Here is an 18,441-nt window from a genome sequence, read left to right as displayed (position 1 = left end):
GGATATTTTGGTTGCTTAATATGTATTTTCCATCCAGACCATAGCGTCCTATGTCATTTAGACCAAGTGTTGGCAGGTAGGTACCTAATCAATCAGATTGAATTCACCGTGGATTTATTCTGCAGAGATTCTGGAGAGTTATTCACCCTTATCACCTGCTCGGCTTTTCTGCCAAAGGCGGGAGCCGACCTCAAGCTTTCCTTCCCCACTCACTACCTCAACAATATTCGTAAGGGGAGCAGCAAGGGAGGACGGGTCTATCTCAAGGAGATCAACGGCCATGTAGCTGTTCGTCTGGAGTTGGTCTTCAAGAGAGAGATGGTCAAAAAAACGTGTCCAGGCACCTTGAATTTGTTAAACACGATAGACGCAAAAAATATTTTTAAAATATTGCAATTTAAGCAGTTGAAGATGTCATTAATCATAAGAAGATACAAAAAAGTGTTTATGGATCTGTTTGATGAAGATGTTTATAAAATATTTTTATCAACATTCTACTTCAGATATCAGATATCAAAAGATTTTAAACTAGGTATTCGTCATGTACTGAAGTTTATGAACAATCTTCTTGGAAAAAATGCATATTCAGAAACTCATCCATTCCAGGCGCGACTTTACGCAGCTCTTCATGGTCGGCATTTTGTATGAATATTCAACGGCCTGATTTTACGAACAAAAACTGCTCAGGGGGATACCTCACGGCATCCCCCCCCTCAAACCAGAGCCCGCAACTGGAAGCCCAATTATCTCTATTGACCAACTTCATTTGATTCCCCAACGAGCTCTTTAAGGGCGCACATGCTTCCAGATCGCCCCCGACGTATGTCTTTTAGGATCCAGGGGGGCCGATATGGGGAACCTCACTAAGACAATTTCTCTATAAACTGACAAATTATTAAATAAATATAGTGATTTAAAACAAAGACCGTTGGTAGGATAGTGGGTTGTAATATCACCCCTTCTGTGCTTTTTGACTCCAAAAAAGTTCTTATCATGTATTATTACATGGTTATTTCATGGGTGTGTGCCACTCCTAAAACTGGCAGGCATCCCGAAGACTTTTTAGGATTTTAGGAAATATTCCTTGGGCTTTTTCCACTCCAAAAATATTTTTTATAATATTTTAATAATATACCACCTCTCGGCAAAGCTTATGCCAAGACTCCCTGTTGCTGGACAGGTCGGGTTACAGGCGGTTGTCGAGAAGCGTCAGGAACGGCGGGAAGTTCGGAGGCAATGAATGTCTCCCCTGCCAAGATTTCCGCAAGAAGGTCATCCATCACCGAATACATACCGGTAGTCTCCTCCAACACCCAGATCAATTCCAAGAGCTCTCGGGTAAACTCTGGCGTCCAGGCCTGCGGTCTAATATCGTCAAGAGGAGAGGAAGTACGCCCTGCACCACCTTTCATCCTGTATTTCAGCCACGAGTGAAGCGGTTTCAACCCCGAAACGTCGAAGTCCCATATTTCAGGGGCGACCGGGGCAATGAGCCCAGAGCTGATGGATAACCCTAGACTTGAGACGTCATAAGAGAATTCCTCAGGGTACTCCGACGGACTGCTCGGGATAGGCCGTACAACTCTGGCCTGCCCAGATTGGATATGAGCCATGGCCCCTTCGGGAGCGAGCCGAGAACCATAGGTGTGCAGCCAGATGAGTTTTCGACCAATTTTCACAGCCTTATTAAATAATTCAGGATTTTTTGTGATAGGCACCCTAAGTTCACGCCTTTCAAGCTCCCTTCGAAACCTCGCGGTATATCCAGGATGAGCCATCATTGCGTAACAATACGCGGCAAGGTTCTCAGGGGTAAGCCTATCTGAGTTCAAGAAAGCGCCCAAAGTATCAAAAACTCCTGGCAATATATTGGAATTGCTGCCTTCCTTGTCAAGAAACAGCGGAATTATGTCTTTGCCACCATATGACCCCCGGAATTGGTGAATATCTGGCACTTCGGCACTACAGGTAAGTGCGGGGCCATTTCCCAAGGGATGATTGGTAAAGCAAGAAAGAAAAAGTTGTCGCGGCCCGTAAGTGAGCCAGAGCGGCGGTCTAAGACGATCTCCAAGCCTACTATCCGCGAAAACCCATTGGCGGTCAAAAGACCGGTAGGCATATCTGCGCAGTAGCGGAACGTCAGAACTTGGCTTTACATTCGCAATTGGCTCTCCGGGACTTTGGTTTGGGAACAAAGGGGCGTAACTGCCATGAATCGTACGAAATCCAGTTTCTCTCAATGCTTGCCCTTTGTCCTCAGCCAAACAAAGAGCGGACCATCTTCTCGACAGTGTTTCTTTATCCGGTCCAATTGGCCAGGTTCGCTTAAGCTGGACGCCCGTATGTTGCCACGGGAACAAATCGGTCAAAAGCGGCCAAGAAAAGTATTCTCCAGTTCCTGCCGGTTTGAAAGAATCAAGCCAGCCGGAAGGGCATTCTTCCCAAATTATGCTGTCTATCTGCTGGAAACTATTCAAAGAGGTTAGCTTTTCCTCTCGGCTTCCGCGAATCCTGGTGTATCGGACTAATGCCGGTAAGTCAGGCCGTGGTTCTCTTTGTCGGATTGCGATTGCAATAGCGACAGGGGTTTGGATATCAAAAACGTTCTCCTCTGGTGTTGTTCCCCTGTTATCGCCACCCAGGTCGACTATCCACACCTCGTCGCAAATCTCCCTGATATGCTTACGCATCCCCGCAAAAGCCGGGCCGTCCAGGTAGCTCGACGCAGTGATAAATGAGACAATGCCCGGACCTTGAGCTGTGCGGGACTCAAAGATTTTCCACAAAGCCCATCGCCAGAAGTAAGCATATAAATTGTAAAGGTTCTTCAGGTGAACCCCCAGGCCCGCTTCACTGGCGGGCCTGATAAAGGCGTCTAAAATAGGAGGTTGAGCGCCGGTCCCACTGTCTCCATGGCGAACCCATCCCCCCGCGGCTCGGTCGTTGGCATCGTGCCTGTCATAAGGTGGATTTCCGATGCAAACAATAACCGGAACCTCGTCCTTCACCTTAAGCGCGTGGATATGTTGTTCCGCCATTTCTCTGTAAAGGAGGAACCGCTGAGGCGGCTCGGCAAAAGGAGATTCCAGGGTGTCCGTCAGGTATACATGGACCCCCCCTTGAGGGAGATGTCCTGAATAATCATGGATCATCCGCGAAAGTCGTAATTCTGCAACGGCATATGGCCCAACAAGATACTCAAATCCATAAATATTATTCGCCAATGACTCGGCTCTAGGCGCGACAGCTCCTGGCCCCTCTTCGGCTTCGATCTTCGCTAACGCATGCTCGACGACGCCAAGCAGGTAAGTTCCTGTACCGACTGCCGGATCAAGGGTCACAACCTCGGGATCTGCAAATCCTAAACGTTTTCCCAATTTTTCGGATAAGAGCGAATCCACCAATCGAACTTGACATCGAACGACTTCAACTGGGGTGTAATAGGCTCCGGCATTTTTCCGGAGATTTGGATCATATTCAGCAAGAAAATCCTCATAAAAATATAACCATGGATCCTGCCGGCCCCTGCTTAAGGCGCTATCCGGAATCCGCGCGATAACTCGTTGAAGCATTGACAAGGGCGCGATGATTTCTCCACGCGCGATATCGGATGAAAGAACCTGTAAGGCTTTGGCAAGTAGCCCATTCCCTCCACGTAATTTACCAATGGAATCTTCAAGAGAAAGCGTATCTGCTTGATAACTTTTGGCAAGCAGAAGAGAAAAGGTGACAGTCTGGGCGTATGCATCCGCAAAACGCCTATCATCGGCATCAGGGAATAACAGCACCCGCCACTCTTGGGCGACATCCTGTAAAGAGGATTCCGGTTCATGTAAGGCTTCGATGACATCGTCTCGGAGCATCCGGCAAAGAGGTGCCAGGATTGACGCCAATTCTCGTGGTGAGGAAGGCATCTGCGGCTCCCACATGAGGAAGTTCCGCAGAAGGTCAGTCAGTTGTTGCGCATCTTGCTGGGCAACGGCCTCCCGACCATCGGTGACGATATCGCCAGAAAATCGGATAAGATTGCCAATTCGTTCTCCATTTCTGTAGAGCGCCCACTCGTTTCCGTCGGAGTAGAGAATGTTGGGGAGGTCCTTAAAGCGCTCCCATTGTCTTTTGTCGTGCCCTCGATACCGGTCAGGGTTTGCCCCTTTCCCTGGCGCTTTTAGCTCGGCATAGCCAGCAAGAACCCCATCAACGTGGAGTGCGTAATCGGGTTTGCCCAATCGAGGCAGGAGAACCTCCCCTACAGGTGTTACTTGAAGCCGAAAAACGATCTGAGAGTCACCAAGAAAATGCTCAAAGGGACCGCGCAGTTGATCTTCCGGCTCACCCACGATTGTAGCTGTTAAACGGGTTTTAACCTCGCCCGAGAAATCTTTAAGGGCTGCCAGCACGATATCGTTTTCAGTCGGCATCGTTTTTCCCAGCATTTATGGAGGTTGCAGTTTTAAGACCTGAAACTCCCTATCAGCAAAGGATTCGAGAGTTAAGGGCTACTTTGGGATAGACGAGCCGAAGGCGATAGGCGGCTTGGTTGCCGAGCAGGGCTAACAACGGAAGAACCTTTCTGTTGCTCGCTCGACAAAAGTTGGGTTAAAATTGTTATTCGAAGCTGTTTTTTGTTCAGTAATTTCAGCTTGTTTCGAAGGGTTTGAGGCATGGCATTCAAGAGGTCGTCGGTTCGATTCCGTCCAGCTCCACCACACTTTTCAAGGGGTTATCCAGAAATGGGTAACCCCTTAGTGTTTTGGCCCCGCCAACACTGCGCCTACGTTCTTTGTTGGCGGCCCCGGCGGAGCAGTACGATGTTTCGCACCATCAATCCAGCCTGATCACCCCCAGGTGGGGTCGCTTGAAAATTTTCAAGGGGTCGCCCCCTGTTTGGACATTCGGACATCCCAAGTGCATCTCCAGGAAAATCCAGAGATTCAAGCTTGAGGGTGGATACCATCCCCATGGGCCACGCCTCCGTGGCTGCTAGACTGAGCATTGACTCGGGGTTTGACTCAGGGGCAGCCGGAGCGAGCACTACTGCGACGGGATTTCACCCGGCACCCTTGACCCTCTAGAGCTGTCCCGATCCTCCCCACCCCGTCACCTTCCCCTGACCCTCGGGTTCGCGCGGGCAGGCCCCTTCCTGGGATTTTCCCTGCGGCCCCTTTGGGTTTGGGCCTGGGACAGTCCTTCGTCCAGGAGGGGGCATGTATGGGGGAATGTGCGTTTTTGCAGGAACTTACGCTGCGTGTAGACATTCCCTTTCCAAGAGGGACGTGTTTCATTAAGCAAAAGCATTAACGCGTCTGCTTGGTAGTGCATCTATGTCACCATATTGGTGGCTTGTTTTCCTACGCAAGAGGTGGGTATGAACGATGATAATAATTCAATAGCTGAAATTTCGAATGAACTCATGCTGGAGGCAGAAACCCTGTTGGCCGAAGAGCAGAATCATGCAGCATTGGCAGTAAACTATCTTGATTTACTTGAAGCTGGAAATGCTGCAACCATGGAAGAATTTTCCAAAATTATAATATTGAGATTGGATTGTTTTATTAGTGCTGGGTTATCTGTCAAAATAGTTGACATACTGAATGGCTACACTAGAGATAGAAAAGATTTACGCGAAATATTTTATACGTCACAGAGGAATTTAGAAAAAAAGTACTCGGAGGCGCTAGAGATTGCGAACGCGATAGATCAAATAGTCCCTCGCCCAAAAAACATATGGGAGTTGAAGCGGGCAAGCCACGATGTTTTTATTAAGGTTTTAAAACTGTCTCATAAAGAGCATGGCGGTATAATAAACAAGCCAGCCACGGCACATATGGCACTTTTAAGATTATACGTCATCAACCTTCTTGGAAAAATGTCTTCAGGGCGATCGAACAATTTAATAGAATTCGCTAAGGGCGGATATTGCATTGGAATTGCACTGAAAAGTATTGAAATGTGTCGAAATCTGAGTACGGAATCATTTTTAAAAAAAATGCACACGGTTGGGGCGCGTGCCAACAGAAAAGAGCGCGAAGACGAAAAATTCTCTAGTATCAAACTGATAGCAGGTCAAACATGGGGTTATGGATGCAAATTGCTGCACACTCAAATGCTATCACTTTTTGTTAAACTGGAAAAGCTCAATACTGATGATGCAAAGCGTCTCAAGTCCAGGCTTCATGGAGTTGCACCTGTGAATTTTAGATTTGGAGAAGGCGGCAAAAAGCAGATAGATGGCTGTGTTTGTAAAGACAGTGGCGGTTGCCCTCTCGTTAATAGGTATGATTATAAAGAATACATCAAGCTTGATCCGTCATTGAAGAAATAATTGTAATGATATTAGTTTGTTGCTCAAAATGTCGCGGCAGCAAGCTGCAGAAATCCGCTAACGCCTTGAATTAAAATAATTTTTACTGGTGTGACTTTTGTGACATTTGCTCCCTAGCGACTCAGAAGTGCTTTGGCCGGCCATCCCCGTCCGCTAATTCTTTCGCCAGCATTCAGGCCACCAACCCCCCTACCCATCCTCAAGGGCATCGTCCCTTTTTCCCTCACCCCTGTCAGTGTCCGCCCATCGTCTCGGCATCGCCCGGACGAGAAGGAGGATAGCATGGCAAGGGAAACCGTTTTTGCCGAATTGTCGGCCACCCAAGACACGAATCACGGTATCCGTAAGATCGTCCTACGCGCTCTAGACCCGCTAGGCGCTGCGGATCGTGTTGTCGATGCTAAGGGCGATCAGCTTAGGTTCATTCAAGAATTACAAACCCTCTGGACGCATGACGGTCAGCGTTACAGCCCCCTGGCTAACCTCGCCGAGAAAGCTGCCCTGGATGTGCTCGTTGGCGTCCACCGTGAGTTCGTGCCCGGCATGCTCCACGTGACCGAAGACGGACAACCGGTCGAACAGGAAACCATGCGCAAGTTTCAGGCGAAGCTTAGGACACCGAGCATGATCGCGCAGGTTTTGAAGTTTGTCCGGCTTGACCCTCGTGTACATGTCCGCTCCAACAAGTTCGATGCCAACCCGTATGAGATCAACCTTCTCAATGGGTTGCTTAACCTGGAAACACTGGAGTTGGCACCGCACGCCCCTACACAGTTAGTAACAAAACTGGCCCCTGTTTCCTGGAACCCAGAGGCTCTTTGTCCCTATTGGCATGGTTTTATCGATGACATTACCGACCACGACAAGGAATTGGCCGCCTATCTCCAGCGCTTGTGCGGCTACTGCCTCACTGGCTCAACCGAAGAAGAGGTCATGCCTATTCTCTACGGTGGAGGAGCAAATGGAAAGAGCAGGTTTCTGGCTGCCCTGCGGGATATCTTGGGCTCTGGTGAGTATGCGCTGACCCTGGGAACTGGCTCGATCCTTAACTCAAAATATCACGGCATCCGGTGCGACCTTCGGCTGTTGGAAGCCATTCGGACAGCCTTCGCAATCGAAACGAACCAAGAGGCTACCTTAGATGAAGCTGTGGTCAAATCCATCGTCGCCGCCGACGAGATCTCCGCTCGGGCACTTCGTCAAAACCCGGTGCAGTTTGTGCCACAGGCGAAGATCATCATGGCGGTCAACCATCTCCCCGGGCTTGTCGGAAACGACCATGGCATCCAGCGCCGCATCCAGGTTGTGCCGTTTAGAAAGCGGTTCGACGGCAAGGTGAAGAAAGAGGAGATCGAACGCAAGATCCAGTCTGAAAGGGATGGTATTTTCGCCTGGATGGTCCGCGGTTTCGCGGATTGGAAGAGTCAGGGGTTGAACCCACCTGAGGTCGTCCTCAAGGCGACTGATGAGTATCTCCAGCAGGAGGACCAGCTCGGAGAGTACCTTTCGGAACGTACCATCGACGACCCGAGTCTGAAGACCCCGATTCGCCTGCTTTTCGAGGACTACGCAGCATGGGCCAAAGGGGCTGGGGTGAAGGCCGTGAGCCTGCACCAGTTCAGCGACCAGCTCAAAGCCCGAGGTAAGACTCAAGGCCGTGTCCACTCCGGCAGGGTCTGGAACTGTATTGGCCTGCGGCTCCCTTAACGATGAACATGTAGGCGGGGCCCGGTGTGGGCTCCGCCTGACAAGGAGAAAACTATGAACGAACTCGCGTCTGTTTTGGCAGAGTTGGAGGCCCCAGCGCCTGCGAGATCTCAACTCATAACCCTTCAACCGGCACGCGCCAAGGCCTTCGTTCGCCTAGCCATCGAGGTGGTCAAGCTCCATTGCCCGCGTCCGATTTACGTCCAGAACTCGCGGCTGAGCCAACCGATAGGTCACCATGGTTTCTTGGTGGACATTGATCTGGGCAAAATCCTCTCGCCGGTCGGTGGGGAGAAAGGCCCCTCTGTTTCGGAGACTGGCCAGGGGCAGGGGGTCAGCTTCGCGTTCCAGGCCATAGAGGAGGACCTTCGGAGGCTCCTTGCCGTGGCGGGAGGTGCGCAGGTCAGTATCTTTGACCAGGGTGACGAGCTTGTGTTTGCCAACGCCCACACGCAGGCGCGGCTGTTGAAGGCGGTTCCTCCCTCTCCGCCTTTTACCTTGGCGGTGCCCGCCGACGAGCACCGGATTGGGGAAGAGGTCAAGTTGCAGGGCCAGGCCAAGGGAGGGGTCAGGTCCGCCGACCTCGCCGACCTCAAGGCTTACATTGGCAAGTCCCGTTACGTCACGCTGCTGTGCTGCGCAGGTCAATTGGAGCAAGTCCAGGTGCAAGGAAAATCGCCGTTCACCCTCCATGAAGCCTCTACCCCGGCCCTGGAGGATAAGAAGCCGGACTTGGCGTGCGTCAGCCAGCACTTTTTGGCCTTGGCTGGGCAACTGGACCTCCGGATGAGCTTGTTTCGAAATGAACACGGGCTCTGGCTCAAGACCTCGTCGCGAGCGAGTCTGATCGACCACCTCACAACTTACGAATGCCTGTACGAGGGCAGTATTCGCTAGCAACAGGGGGAGGGGGGAGCCTCCCCCTTCCCCGGCTAAAGGAGAGCATGTGCGATACGTTTATGTGGCAGGAGGCGGCACTAACGACGCCGTCGACAGGGCGATAACTCAGCAAACGGGATTGGCCCTGATATCGCTTATCGGAGGTTTTAGGCAGAAGGACTTTGGTTTGCACACAACAGCGAACACTGCCCATCATATCGAAACATTCAAAGAATTGAATATGATGCCAGTCGGTGGAAAAATTGCAATTGATTCAGGAGGGTATTCTTTCATAGTCGGGGACAAAGAGCCTAAAGATCTTCCGGTGATGATTGATTGCTATTCATCATACCTTGAGAGCGAAAGAGATAGGTTTGATTATATATTTTCTCTAGACATACCCTTCAGCATTAAGCATGAAAAGTTCAATACGATAGAAAGCGTTTTCGCGGCGAATAATTCATCAATATGTTCGTCGAAGTTTGTCATATCTAACTGTGAGTCTTTGAAAGATAAATATTTTTTCGTTTGGCACTTCAAGATGCGAGAACAGTTTGTCATTTGGAAGCATTTGTATGCCAACCATGGGCTAGGTGGCCTGGTCCGTAATCATGCTGTAGGCGGTCTGGTTGGCATTAAAGAGGCGGCAAGGATTCAGTTCGCTCCGTTTACGGGGATAAGTTATTATGTCCTGAATAAGCATATTCAAAGTTCATTTTGTGATGCTGGTTTCAGGATGCATTTTCTTGGCGTGTACACAAAGAATGACAGATTCTATATTACGTTTTTGGAAAAGTTATTTAACGAATATCTCAGCGGCAAGGGTGGCGTTGTCATGACATATGATTCAATTAACCCTGTGCATACCGTTAGAATGAACGCCGATGTCCCTTTGTATTGCATGTTTGGTGAAGAGTTTAAGATCTTTCCTTCTTTGTTAGAGGCTCCTGAAGATGTGTTGCGTAGTATCGCTGTTGATGACAATCATGCGAGTTTTATGCTGTCGGAAATAGATCGTCGGCGCAAGGGTCTACGTTTGGAGAGTTCGGCGTCGTTGAGCCCCTTGAACGTGTTTAGTAATCTTGAGCTGGATAAGTTTTTTGAAATGGTCATTGGCCAGTACGATCTTGTGGGTGAACTGCATGCGGCGACAAGCCACACTAATCTAGCCGGGCGCATCAATCGCATATTCGATGACATTGAAAAACTGTATCCAAAAGCATTTTCTCCTCACATGAAGTCCAGCATTGCATTGTCCCTAGAGCGTACGTGGTATTGGCATCGGTGGTTTGTCGGAAAACGCGACGAGGCTAAACTTGACCTTTACATGGCTCAAGAAATTCAGTCGATAAATTTTCCGGCGCACCTGCGATAGAAGTTCGGGTGGATAGTTCCAAAGAGAGCAACGATCATTTTATGTTCAAATTTCCTGTCAAAATTGAAGGTGGAGATAACATGAGCAATATAATCGAAGTCACGCGAACAGTTACCATAAAGGAAAGCCATGAATTTCAGAAAAAGCAATTGGCTTCCCACGGAATGAATGTGGGGCTCCTTTGCGGGCATAGTTGCAAATATTGTAGTACACCGGCTGTCTTGCGTTACAACAAAGTGTTCAAAGACATGGGAATGACATCGTTCCAGGCGCTCCAATCCGGCGCTGCTGTTGTTGACCCGTCAACTCCGGCGCGTGCAGCCAAAGATGCCGTCAGGCTCAAGCAAGGTGATATCGTGATGCTGGCGACGACTACGGACGCGTATTCACCGGAGGCCCAGGTGCATGGCCTTGGCCGGTCCTGCGCTCAGGCGGTGCTTGAGCATTCCCAAGCGAGCCTTCGCATCTTGACCAAGAATGCGGCGGTCGCGAAGGACCTTGATCTGTTCGAGGAACATAAGGACCGGATAATGCTAGGATTGAGCGTCACCGCCCCCGCGTCCAAGGAGGAGGTGGTGGCCCTCCTGGAGCCAAATGCCTCCAAGATATCTGAACGGCTGGACGTGTATCGACAGGCGAAGAAGCTTGGGCTGCGGAGCTATGGGATGCTTTGCCCTCTGCTGCCCGGCATCGCTTCGAGCTACAAGGACATCCATGAGATGATGGAGACCACCTTGGAGTTTGAACCTGAGACGATTTGGTTGGAACCCGTGAACCCTTGGGGAGACGGACTCATCCAGTGCCGGGATGCGTTGGCGGCTGGAGGTTGGGGAGCAGAATCCTACCGGGTGGATGAAATTCGGAGCCGCGAGTTGCATCAGCTCTACGTAGACGACTTGATCGATACAGCTACGAACGTCGCACGAGACCTTGGATGCCTCAACAAACTCAAAATTCTCGTCTACAGCGACGGGAGTGGATACTGTTGCAACGATGAGGCGGTGATCTGGCTCAAGCGCTGAGCCATCCCGCTTCGCAGCCACCGAAAAGGGTAATTGACGGGAGGGGGAAACCCCTCCCTTTGCTTTTCAGGACGAGGAAGTGAGAGCCTTACCCGGTCCCTGGCCCGCCCTATCCCCGCAATCTCTCCCCCGCCCGTGACCGACCCGCCTACCCCAGGCTATCCTCCACTTCTCTCCCAATAATCTTCAACATGAGAAAGGATGGATGTATATGCACTCTATGCACGCTGAAAATGTTCAAGTCGCCGACGTCAGAACAATTCTGTCAGAGGACTTCTCCATCAAAACCATCAACCGAGTCATCATGGCGATAAAAACGTCTTTGCCGGATGCCAGCACCATCGCATTGTCAAATTTGCGCATAATCCTTGCCGAGGACTTCTCTGACAAGAAGATCAATAGGATTGTCATGTCGCTCAAGTGCTTTTGTTTGAAGGCGTACCTGTAGAACCAGAAAGCGAAAACTAGAAGGAACTACCATGCCTGACGAATCCTGGCCCACCATATTCAGTTACACCCGCGCACAGGCAATAGAGGATGGGGTCTTGGTCGACGTCACCGCCGAGGCGAAAGGATACGGGTTCAAGCTACCCTTTGCCATTGGCGACAACCTGTTCAATCGCTACGTCACCCCTCCACCTGGATTGGAAGGGGAGGGACAGTCTCTGTCTGGACGACTGCACGACTTGATGACCCTTGCGGCTCTTTCAGCCCGGAAGGGGCTCCAGCAGGATCGCGCCTACTTCGAAGTGCTGTTTCTGATGAAGCCAGGGAAGCACGAAAAGGTCCGGTGCGTCCTCCATGTTGGCCCTGGCGATCGTGGCGAGCCTGTTCTGACCTTGTGTCTTCCGGAGGACCTGTGAGCACACTGGAAGAAGAAAGGGAGCCGGGGAAGCCGGACCACCTGGATCAGTTGGATGCCCTCATTGAGCACTTTCGGCCCATTGAGCAACTATTTCTGGTGATGGGGGCTGTTGCCCCGGATGCTTTCGGAGGAGCTTCACTGGTCAGGGGCTGTTCTGAAATCGGGCTGAACCTGTCGGTGCAGTTCCGGGAAACCCTGGAGCGTGTTCTCAAGAACCACTGACATGTTCCAGGGATAGTTCCACCACATGACCGAATCGCCGCCCCTGCTCAGTGGGCATCTTGCCTGACGCCAGCCCAAGGAAAGACGTAGACCCTGCCTGAAAGAGAACCAGGGGGGCGGGAATCAACCCTGCCCCCTTCGTCACCTAGGGCTTCCCGTCCCGCTCGCTGTGGTTCACATCTGACAGGGCCTGATCATTCACCGCCATTTCGCCTTATCGAGTAATCCTCGCTGAGGAAACTCGCGATCCTTGTAGCTGTCGAAATCGAATCGGCCAGGGACTGATCCGTTTCCCCTGGATTTGCCGCCGAAAATGACAACTCCGACGGCGATGGCGACCAATACGCCGCCGCCGATGATGAACCATTCCATGCCCTCATGCGTATCAGAATCGCCGTTAGGAATCATCTGGCATAAATCGTACATGATTTAGGGAGGCTGGATCGTGTCGGTCAGGGATGAATCTCACGCAATTCATCTGGAATTGGTATGAATTCGCCGCGTTTCAATTTGAGCCAAGGTGGGAGTGATCACCGAATGTCCTGCGCGGCCCTGTCCCCGTGTGGGAACGCACAAAGTCAAACCCCGGCATTTTTCGCACCGCCCCTTCATTTCCAGGGGGCAGGTGGTAACTCGTTTCCGCCAATGTCTCCGAGGTCAGGGTTGCCCCTGGTCCGCTCCCTCAGACTCATTCAGGCACCGAGCACCTCATCGGCCTCACCCCTCGCTGATGTTCTAACGGAGCAAAGCAATAAAGATATAACCCCATTAGAGTGCTGAAATCTGGTCGCAAGGATCAATTGCGTCGGCCAGTGTCAGGAAACAATAATCAATGGGGGTGCTAATGAGTAACGTCTTAACATGCCAAAGGAACATCGGAATCACTCTTTCGAATGAGTTTGCAAAAAAGCAATTGGCCACACATGCTGTAAATTGCGGACTGATTTGCGGTCATGCGTGCAAGTATTGTTCAACACCGTCGCTGATAAGAACGCATAGATTTTTCAAGGAGAACAAGATCACGTCTTTTGCTGCCCTTGAAAGCGGAACGGCTATTGTCGACTTGTGGACACATTTGCGTGTTCAACGCCAGAGCATGAAGCTTGATAGTAACGATGTCGTGATGATGAGCACGCTTACGGATTGCTGGGCTCCAGAGGCACGAGCGCACGATCTTGGGCGTCATCTTTTGTCGACGATTTTGTCCAAGAGCGCCTGCTCCGTACGGATTCTCACGAAGAGCGCTTCTATCGCGTATGATTTTGACCTGATATCGAAATATCGCAATAGGGTGATGGTTGGTTTGAGCATTACTGCTCCGGTTCACAATGAGCACCTCGCGAAGATCATCGAGCCGAATGCCTCCAGCATCACCGAACGCTTGCAAGCACTGCATCTGGCTCGGGACATGGGCATTCGAACCTACGGAATGATATGTCCAGTTCTGCCTGGTATTGGCACGTCGCAATCAGACTACGAATGCATGCTCGATTCTGTTTTGGCTGCAAAACCTGAAACGATTTGGACTGAACCTTTGAATGCGCGAGGGCCTGGGATCGTCAACTGCGCCAAGGCGCTTCAACAGAAAGGGTATGGATTGCATGCTCACGAATTCGATATGATCCGGTCATCTCACTTTCATCAATTGTACGTTGAAGACTTGATCAATACCGCAACCAATGCCGCCATCTCCAGGGGTTGCTTGGATCAGCTCAAGATTTTGGTTTACTCTGATGGTGACGGATACAGTGTCAATGACGCAGCAGTGATCTGGCTGAAGCGGTGAGCGTTAAAAGAGGGCCATCAAGTGAAAAATTGGTGGCCCTTCTTCAAAGGAAATCCGAAATGAATACTAATCAAACCGTCAATACAAGCAGTAAGAGCGCAGTCGCTCAAGATACAGATCTTAAGACGATTAACATTCAACAGCGTATCCCCAATGCGCCAGTATCAAATGCGTCTGAATTGCCGCATCGGTATCTGTTTGCGAAGGACCTGAGCCTTGTGAAATCGACTGATGCAGGCGGGATACGGCTTTCACCATGCCCAATCGTGATTAGCGAATGTTCGGAGAACAGGTCTACGGGGTTGCATTATGTCACATTGGCCTGGATGCGCGACGGGAGGTGGCATCAGCATCAAATTGAACGCGGAGTCATCGCAAGCAAGACCAGCATTGTCGGATTGGCAAATTACAACTTCCCCGTCACGAGCATTAACGCAAATGGAATCATCGAGTATCTTCAAGAATATGATCGGGTTAACAGTGGCAACATCCCGAAGACGTTTGTGGACGGCCGCCTGGGTTGGACCGAGGACATGGCGGGGTTCCTCTGGGGGCACTCGTACTTGAGTGGGACTTCCGCCAGTAAACTTCCCGGCCAGGCCCCGGTGGTTCGTTTCAAGGGTGCTGACCAGGGAGATGAGCAATTTGCCAATGGCTTTGCTCAGAAGGGAAGCTTCGCCGCCTGGGCCTCCATCGTCAATGAAGCCCTGGAGTACGCTGACGTCGCCTTTGCGCTGTACACGTCCTTGGCCGCGCCATTGCTTCCGATCCTGGGGGTGGACAATTTCACCCTCGAACTCTGCGCTCCAAGCTCCTCAGGGAAAACCACCGCGCTGATGCTGGCGGCATCGGCATGGGGGAATCCTTCGTTCCATGCGGGTTCATTCATCAACACATGGAACGGGACTGACAACAGGATCGGTAGGATGGCGGCTCTACTTAATGGACTGCCGTTGTTCCTGGACGAAACCAAACTAGCTAGATTGCAGAACAAAAAGAACAAGTACGGCAGTGACCTCGTCACTGACACCATCTACATGATCGCATCCGGCATGGATAAGGGCCGAGCGACCCTCCGTGGCTCTGAACGGGTGCAACCGTTCAGGACCATCCTCTTCTCAACTGGAGAGACGCCAAGCCTGGACCTGAGTACAGACGGTGGTGCCAGGGGCAGGATCATCGACCTTTGGGGCAACCCTTTCCTCAGGACAGACGCTGAGAGCAAAGCTGTTGTCACCAGGACCAAGACAGGGGTCACTGACCACTTCGGCCATGCTGGACCTCGCATGGTTCAGTTCATCCTGGACCATCGGGACCAATGGCCTCTCTGGAAGGAAGCGTATGCCGAAGCGAATGAGCTTCTTACGAAATCGCCGGGTTTGACGCCTGTTGAAATGCGACTTGGTGAATACTTTGCCGCTGTCGCTACTGCGATTGCAGTCATCCATGCGGCTCTACCTGAACTGAAACGGAGCACGCCAGTACGAAACCTACTCGATTCAGTCTGGTCCAGGGCAATGAATGAAGCAAAATCTGCAGATATTGCTTCTCAGGCGTTTGGGTGCGTAGAGGAATGGATTAGCAGTAATCAGAATCGAGTGTATTTACCAGCCGAGGCGCGTCAAAATATCCCTTGGTCTGGTGACATGCATGGAGCGTATTGCGACGTGACTGACGATGGAGAATGGACATTCGCAGGGTTAACGAAAACGATTCTGGATGATATACTTAGAAAGAATGGATTTAAAGCCTTAGAAGTGGTCCGTCTCTGGAAGGACAAAGGCTGGCTCATCACCGATGACTGGTCCAAAGGGTATCAGCGAAAGGTCGTCATCCCTAAAACTGCTGGCGAGTCGAAGAACGTAATAGTGCCAATGTACTGCTTCAGTGCCAAATCCTTTTGGGACGGACGGGGAAGGACCAGTCCTAAATAACTTGTACGTTCCAAATTTTTGCATCCCAGCCACCCTGCTCCTGTGACTGTTCAATGTGTACATGTAATTCTTATTCTTATTGTACGTTCCAAATAACTAAAATATATTTATTATATATAATTATTATTATGATATCATTATAATATAAATAGCGACGGTGGTGGCAGATTTTTGTTGGGTATTTGGAACGTCGAAGCCGCTGGCGATTCCAGTTCTATGGAGATGAAGCTTTTGAATAATAACTATGCGAAGGAGAAAGCGACATGGTCTTCTTGAACTTCCTAAAAGGTTTAGGACTTGACCTAGAGACGTTCTGCCCATTCGACATTGAAGTGGTCAATGCCGAGTCAGGTGTCTCTTGCGATGACGACATAGAAAGTGTCAATTCGTTTCATAAAGATTATTATGCAAACAGTATGGCTCTTGCCAGTGGTGATGAGCTTCAAATGAATCGTGTCCAAGTTGATCAGGCCAGTAATGTTCAGTCGTCTGCGCCAAATATGGTTCCGAATGACAGGTCCTGCTCGGACTGTGATTTCTGTCAGCCTGATGAAGATTTCGAAACAGGGTCTGATGGGATGCGTTGCTCTGTCATGGGTTTTGTTATTGCCGACGCCAAACAATGTGCTTCAACGTGTTCGAGCTATTACTGTCCTGAGCCAGTTGAGGATATGTGACGCAGCTAGCGGGTGTCCTGCAGCTGGGTTGAAAGATTCGTGGTCTGCGAGATTTGAGGCATTTTGATAACATAAAGCGAAAGATGTCCTCCCAGGTCGCCAGTATTTGAGTCATCGACATCGTCGAAAGTTTTGCCTCGCTTAACAAAATAACAATTATGTCGCGTCTGCGCCTGCAAATTCTGTATATCTATTTTGAATTGCGACGATGTCAATGACAAATACGATGTCATTTTGAGTCGCGTTCATAGAGATATTAGAGGGTATCGTACGGTGGCTGAGCAAGGCCCTTGGCTTTTCGGAGTCAAGGGCTTTGTTCTTTACAGGAATGCGATGGAGAACAGGACAACTGACGAAAAGGAGGCACTATGGTTTTGAGAGTCGTCATGGTTCTCATTGAATCAAAGCTTGCGAGGGAAATACTGAAGCAAGCCCTAATCGTTGTCATTAAAAGATCAATCTGACCCCGTTTCAGCACGGAGGGGTTTGTCCTCTCCGTCTCTTTGTATCTATCTTGTTTATTGTTGACTGGAAATATCAGCCTTATGTTGAATATAAGGCTTATCACAAGGCAAATGTGGACGAAAAGTATCCAGTGAAATAGTTCTAGTAAGTCGTAGCAAGCAAAAGTGACAAAGAGCTTCTTGTCCAGATTGCCTCGGCGCAGTTGCTTCAATCTCCGTCCACGCCACCAGCTCCACAGACACTCCTCCAAATCTCCAGCCTCCTGCTCTTTCTGGGGCTTCCCCAGGGTTGACCCTGCCCCGGACCCGAAAACCCCGTAGGAGCGATCCTCGGCCCAACGAACGTTTCCGCCTGTCGCAACGGGAAAGCTTCTTCCTCCCTATGACATTATTCGAGTCATATCATATAGATATTAGATTCTTATACCACCGCCTAAAACAAAGGAGGCAATATGTCAGCGAATAAGGTTCAGCCCATTGAGGGTGAAGAGTTCGATGGCGTGGGCGAAAAGAAGCGCCCTGAGTCGAAGTACAATGCTTCGCTTCTCAGGGAGTGCATCAGGGAAGGTCTCGACGCGAAGTCCATCATGGAAAAGATGAACATTACGCACAAGCCGACTCTGAAGCACTTCGTCCTCAAGCTCATCAGCCAGGACAGGCAGTTTTACGACGTCAAAGGACTCTATCTCAAGAGTTCTGCACGTCCCTACGTCAACAAGAAGGGCGAGGTGCGGATCAACGTCAACAAGCTTGATCTGGGAAGCCTCGACGTCAATGAAGGCGACGAGTTCGCCGTCACTGTCGAAGACAATCGGATCATCCTGACGGTGATCTGAAATCAACCATCTACGAATGCCATGCTCTAGAGAGGTGGCATTTTCTTCTGTTTGAATCCTGCCTTCTCTCCTCCGTGCAACATAACTTCTGATTCGCAGCCTTCAGAATGGTCACTCCGATTTTCTGGCAGAATGCACAAAGTAATACAGATATCATTGGTATAATGTGACAACTCTACAACGGAGGAAAGAACGATAATAGATAGAATCGTACATTGGAGGCGCGTTACGGCATAAGGTGTTGTATTGCAACGGGATACTCCAGGCTTAGCTGGACGGTCCCAGCCAACCCCTGTTTTGAATCTACGATTTAGTTGGGTTTGGAAGCGAAAAACAACGTTGCAAAGGA

At 50.2% G+C, this 18,441-nt stretch carries 14 protein-coding genes; 12 read left to right on the top strand and 2 right to left on the bottom strand.

What is annotated here, in order from left to right:
* Window positions 1-108: 108 nt before the first annotated feature.
* Window positions 109-648, top strand: a complete 540-nt coding sequence (locus HY795_07415) for a hypothetical protein (protein MBI4805048.1) — start codon at window positions 109-111, stop codon at window positions 646-648.
* 503 nt (window positions 649-1,151) lie between these two features.
* On the opposite strand, the gene HY795_07410 is transcribed toward HY795_07415, so the two are convergent.
* Complete coding sequence (locus HY795_07410) at window positions 1,152-4,421, bottom strand: N-6 DNA methylase (GenBank protein MBI4805047.1); 3,270 nt, start codon at window positions 4,419-4,421, stop codon at window positions 1,152-1,154.
* A 947-nt stretch (window positions 4,422-5,368) separates the two neighbouring features.
* Here HY795_07410 and HY795_07405 point away from each other — a divergent pair.
* From HY795_07405 to HY795_07375, 7 genes are all read left to right on the top strand, one after another.
* Window positions 5,369-6,325, top strand: coding sequence for a hypothetical protein (locus HY795_07405; protein ID MBI4805046.1), 957 nt, complete (start codon window positions 5,369-5,371; stop codon window positions 6,323-6,325).
* 282 nt (window positions 6,326-6,607) lie between these two features.
* A complete protein-coding gene (locus tag HY795_07400) occupies window positions 6,608-8,032 on the top strand; it encodes a hypothetical protein (protein ID MBI4805045.1) in 1,425 nt (474 codons plus the stop codon).
* A 54-nt stretch (window positions 8,033-8,086) separates the two neighbouring features.
* Complete coding sequence (locus HY795_07395; GenBank protein ID MBI4805044.1) at window positions 8,087-8,929, top strand: hypothetical protein; 843 nt, start codon at window positions 8,087-8,089, stop codon at window positions 8,927-8,929.
* A 49-nt stretch (window positions 8,930-8,978) separates the two neighbouring features.
* Window positions 8,979-10,286, top strand: a complete 1,308-nt coding sequence (locus HY795_07390; GenBank protein ID MBI4805043.1) for a hypothetical protein — start codon at window positions 8,979-8,981, stop codon at window positions 10,284-10,286.
* 80 nt (window positions 10,287-10,366) lie between these two features.
* On the top strand, window positions 10,367-11,308 hold the full coding sequence (locus tag HY795_07385) for a DNA photolyase (protein MBI4805042.1): 942 nt from the start codon (window positions 10,367-10,369) through the stop codon (window positions 11,306-11,308).
* Window positions 11,309-11,787: 479 nt separating this feature from the next.
* Window positions 11,788-12,171, top strand: a complete 384-nt coding sequence (locus HY795_07380; GenBank protein ID MBI4805041.1) for a hypothetical protein — start codon at window positions 11,788-11,790, stop codon at window positions 12,169-12,171.
* Window positions 12,172-12,176: 5 nt separating this feature from the next.
* On the top strand, window positions 12,177-12,395 hold the full coding sequence (locus tag HY795_07375; protein ID MBI4805040.1) for a hypothetical protein: 219 nt from the start codon (window positions 12,177-12,179) through the stop codon (window positions 12,393-12,395).
* 198 nt (window positions 12,396-12,593) lie between these two features.
* Here the strand turns inward: HY795_07375 and HY795_07370 are convergent, their stop codons facing one another.
* Window positions 12,594-12,767, bottom strand: a complete 174-nt coding sequence (locus HY795_07370; GenBank protein MBI4805039.1) for a hypothetical protein — start codon at window positions 12,765-12,767, stop codon at window positions 12,594-12,596.
* 472 nt (window positions 12,768-13,239) lie between these two features.
* Here HY795_07370 and HY795_07365 point away from each other — a divergent pair, with 472 nt between their 5' ends.
* The 4 genes from HY795_07365 to HY795_07350 all read left to right on the top strand — a co-directional run bounded on the left by HY795_07365 (window position 13,240) and on the right by HY795_07350 (window position 18,092).
* Window positions 13,240-14,181, top strand: coding sequence for a DNA photolyase (locus HY795_07365; GenBank protein MBI4805038.1), 942 nt, complete (start codon window positions 13,240-13,242; stop codon window positions 14,179-14,181).
* Window positions 14,178-16,115: a DUF927 domain-containing protein gene (locus tag HY795_07360; protein ID MBI4805037.1), complete on the top strand. Its 1,938-nt coding sequence runs from the start codon at window positions 14,178-14,180 to the stop codon at window positions 16,113-16,115. Before HY795_07365 ends, HY795_07360 begins: the two co-directional genes overlap by 4 nt.
* A gap of 263 nt (window positions 16,116-16,378) precedes the next feature.
* A complete protein-coding gene (locus tag HY795_07355) occupies window positions 16,379-16,792 on the top strand; it encodes a hypothetical protein (protein ID MBI4805036.1) in 414 nt (137 codons plus the stop codon).
* Between the two features lie 916 nt (window positions 16,793-17,708).
* Entirely contained in the window at window positions 17,709-18,092 is a 384-nt protein-coding gene (locus HY795_07350) for a hypothetical protein (protein MBI4805035.1), read from the top strand.
* Window positions 18,093-18,441: the final 349 nt, after the last annotated feature.

The organism is Desulfovibrio sp., from assembly GCA_016208105.1.
GTDB lineage: Bacteria > Desulfobacterota > Desulfovibrionia > Desulfovibrionales > Desulfovibrionaceae > Fundidesulfovibrio.
This window is presented reverse-complemented; position numbering and strand designations above follow the sequence as displayed.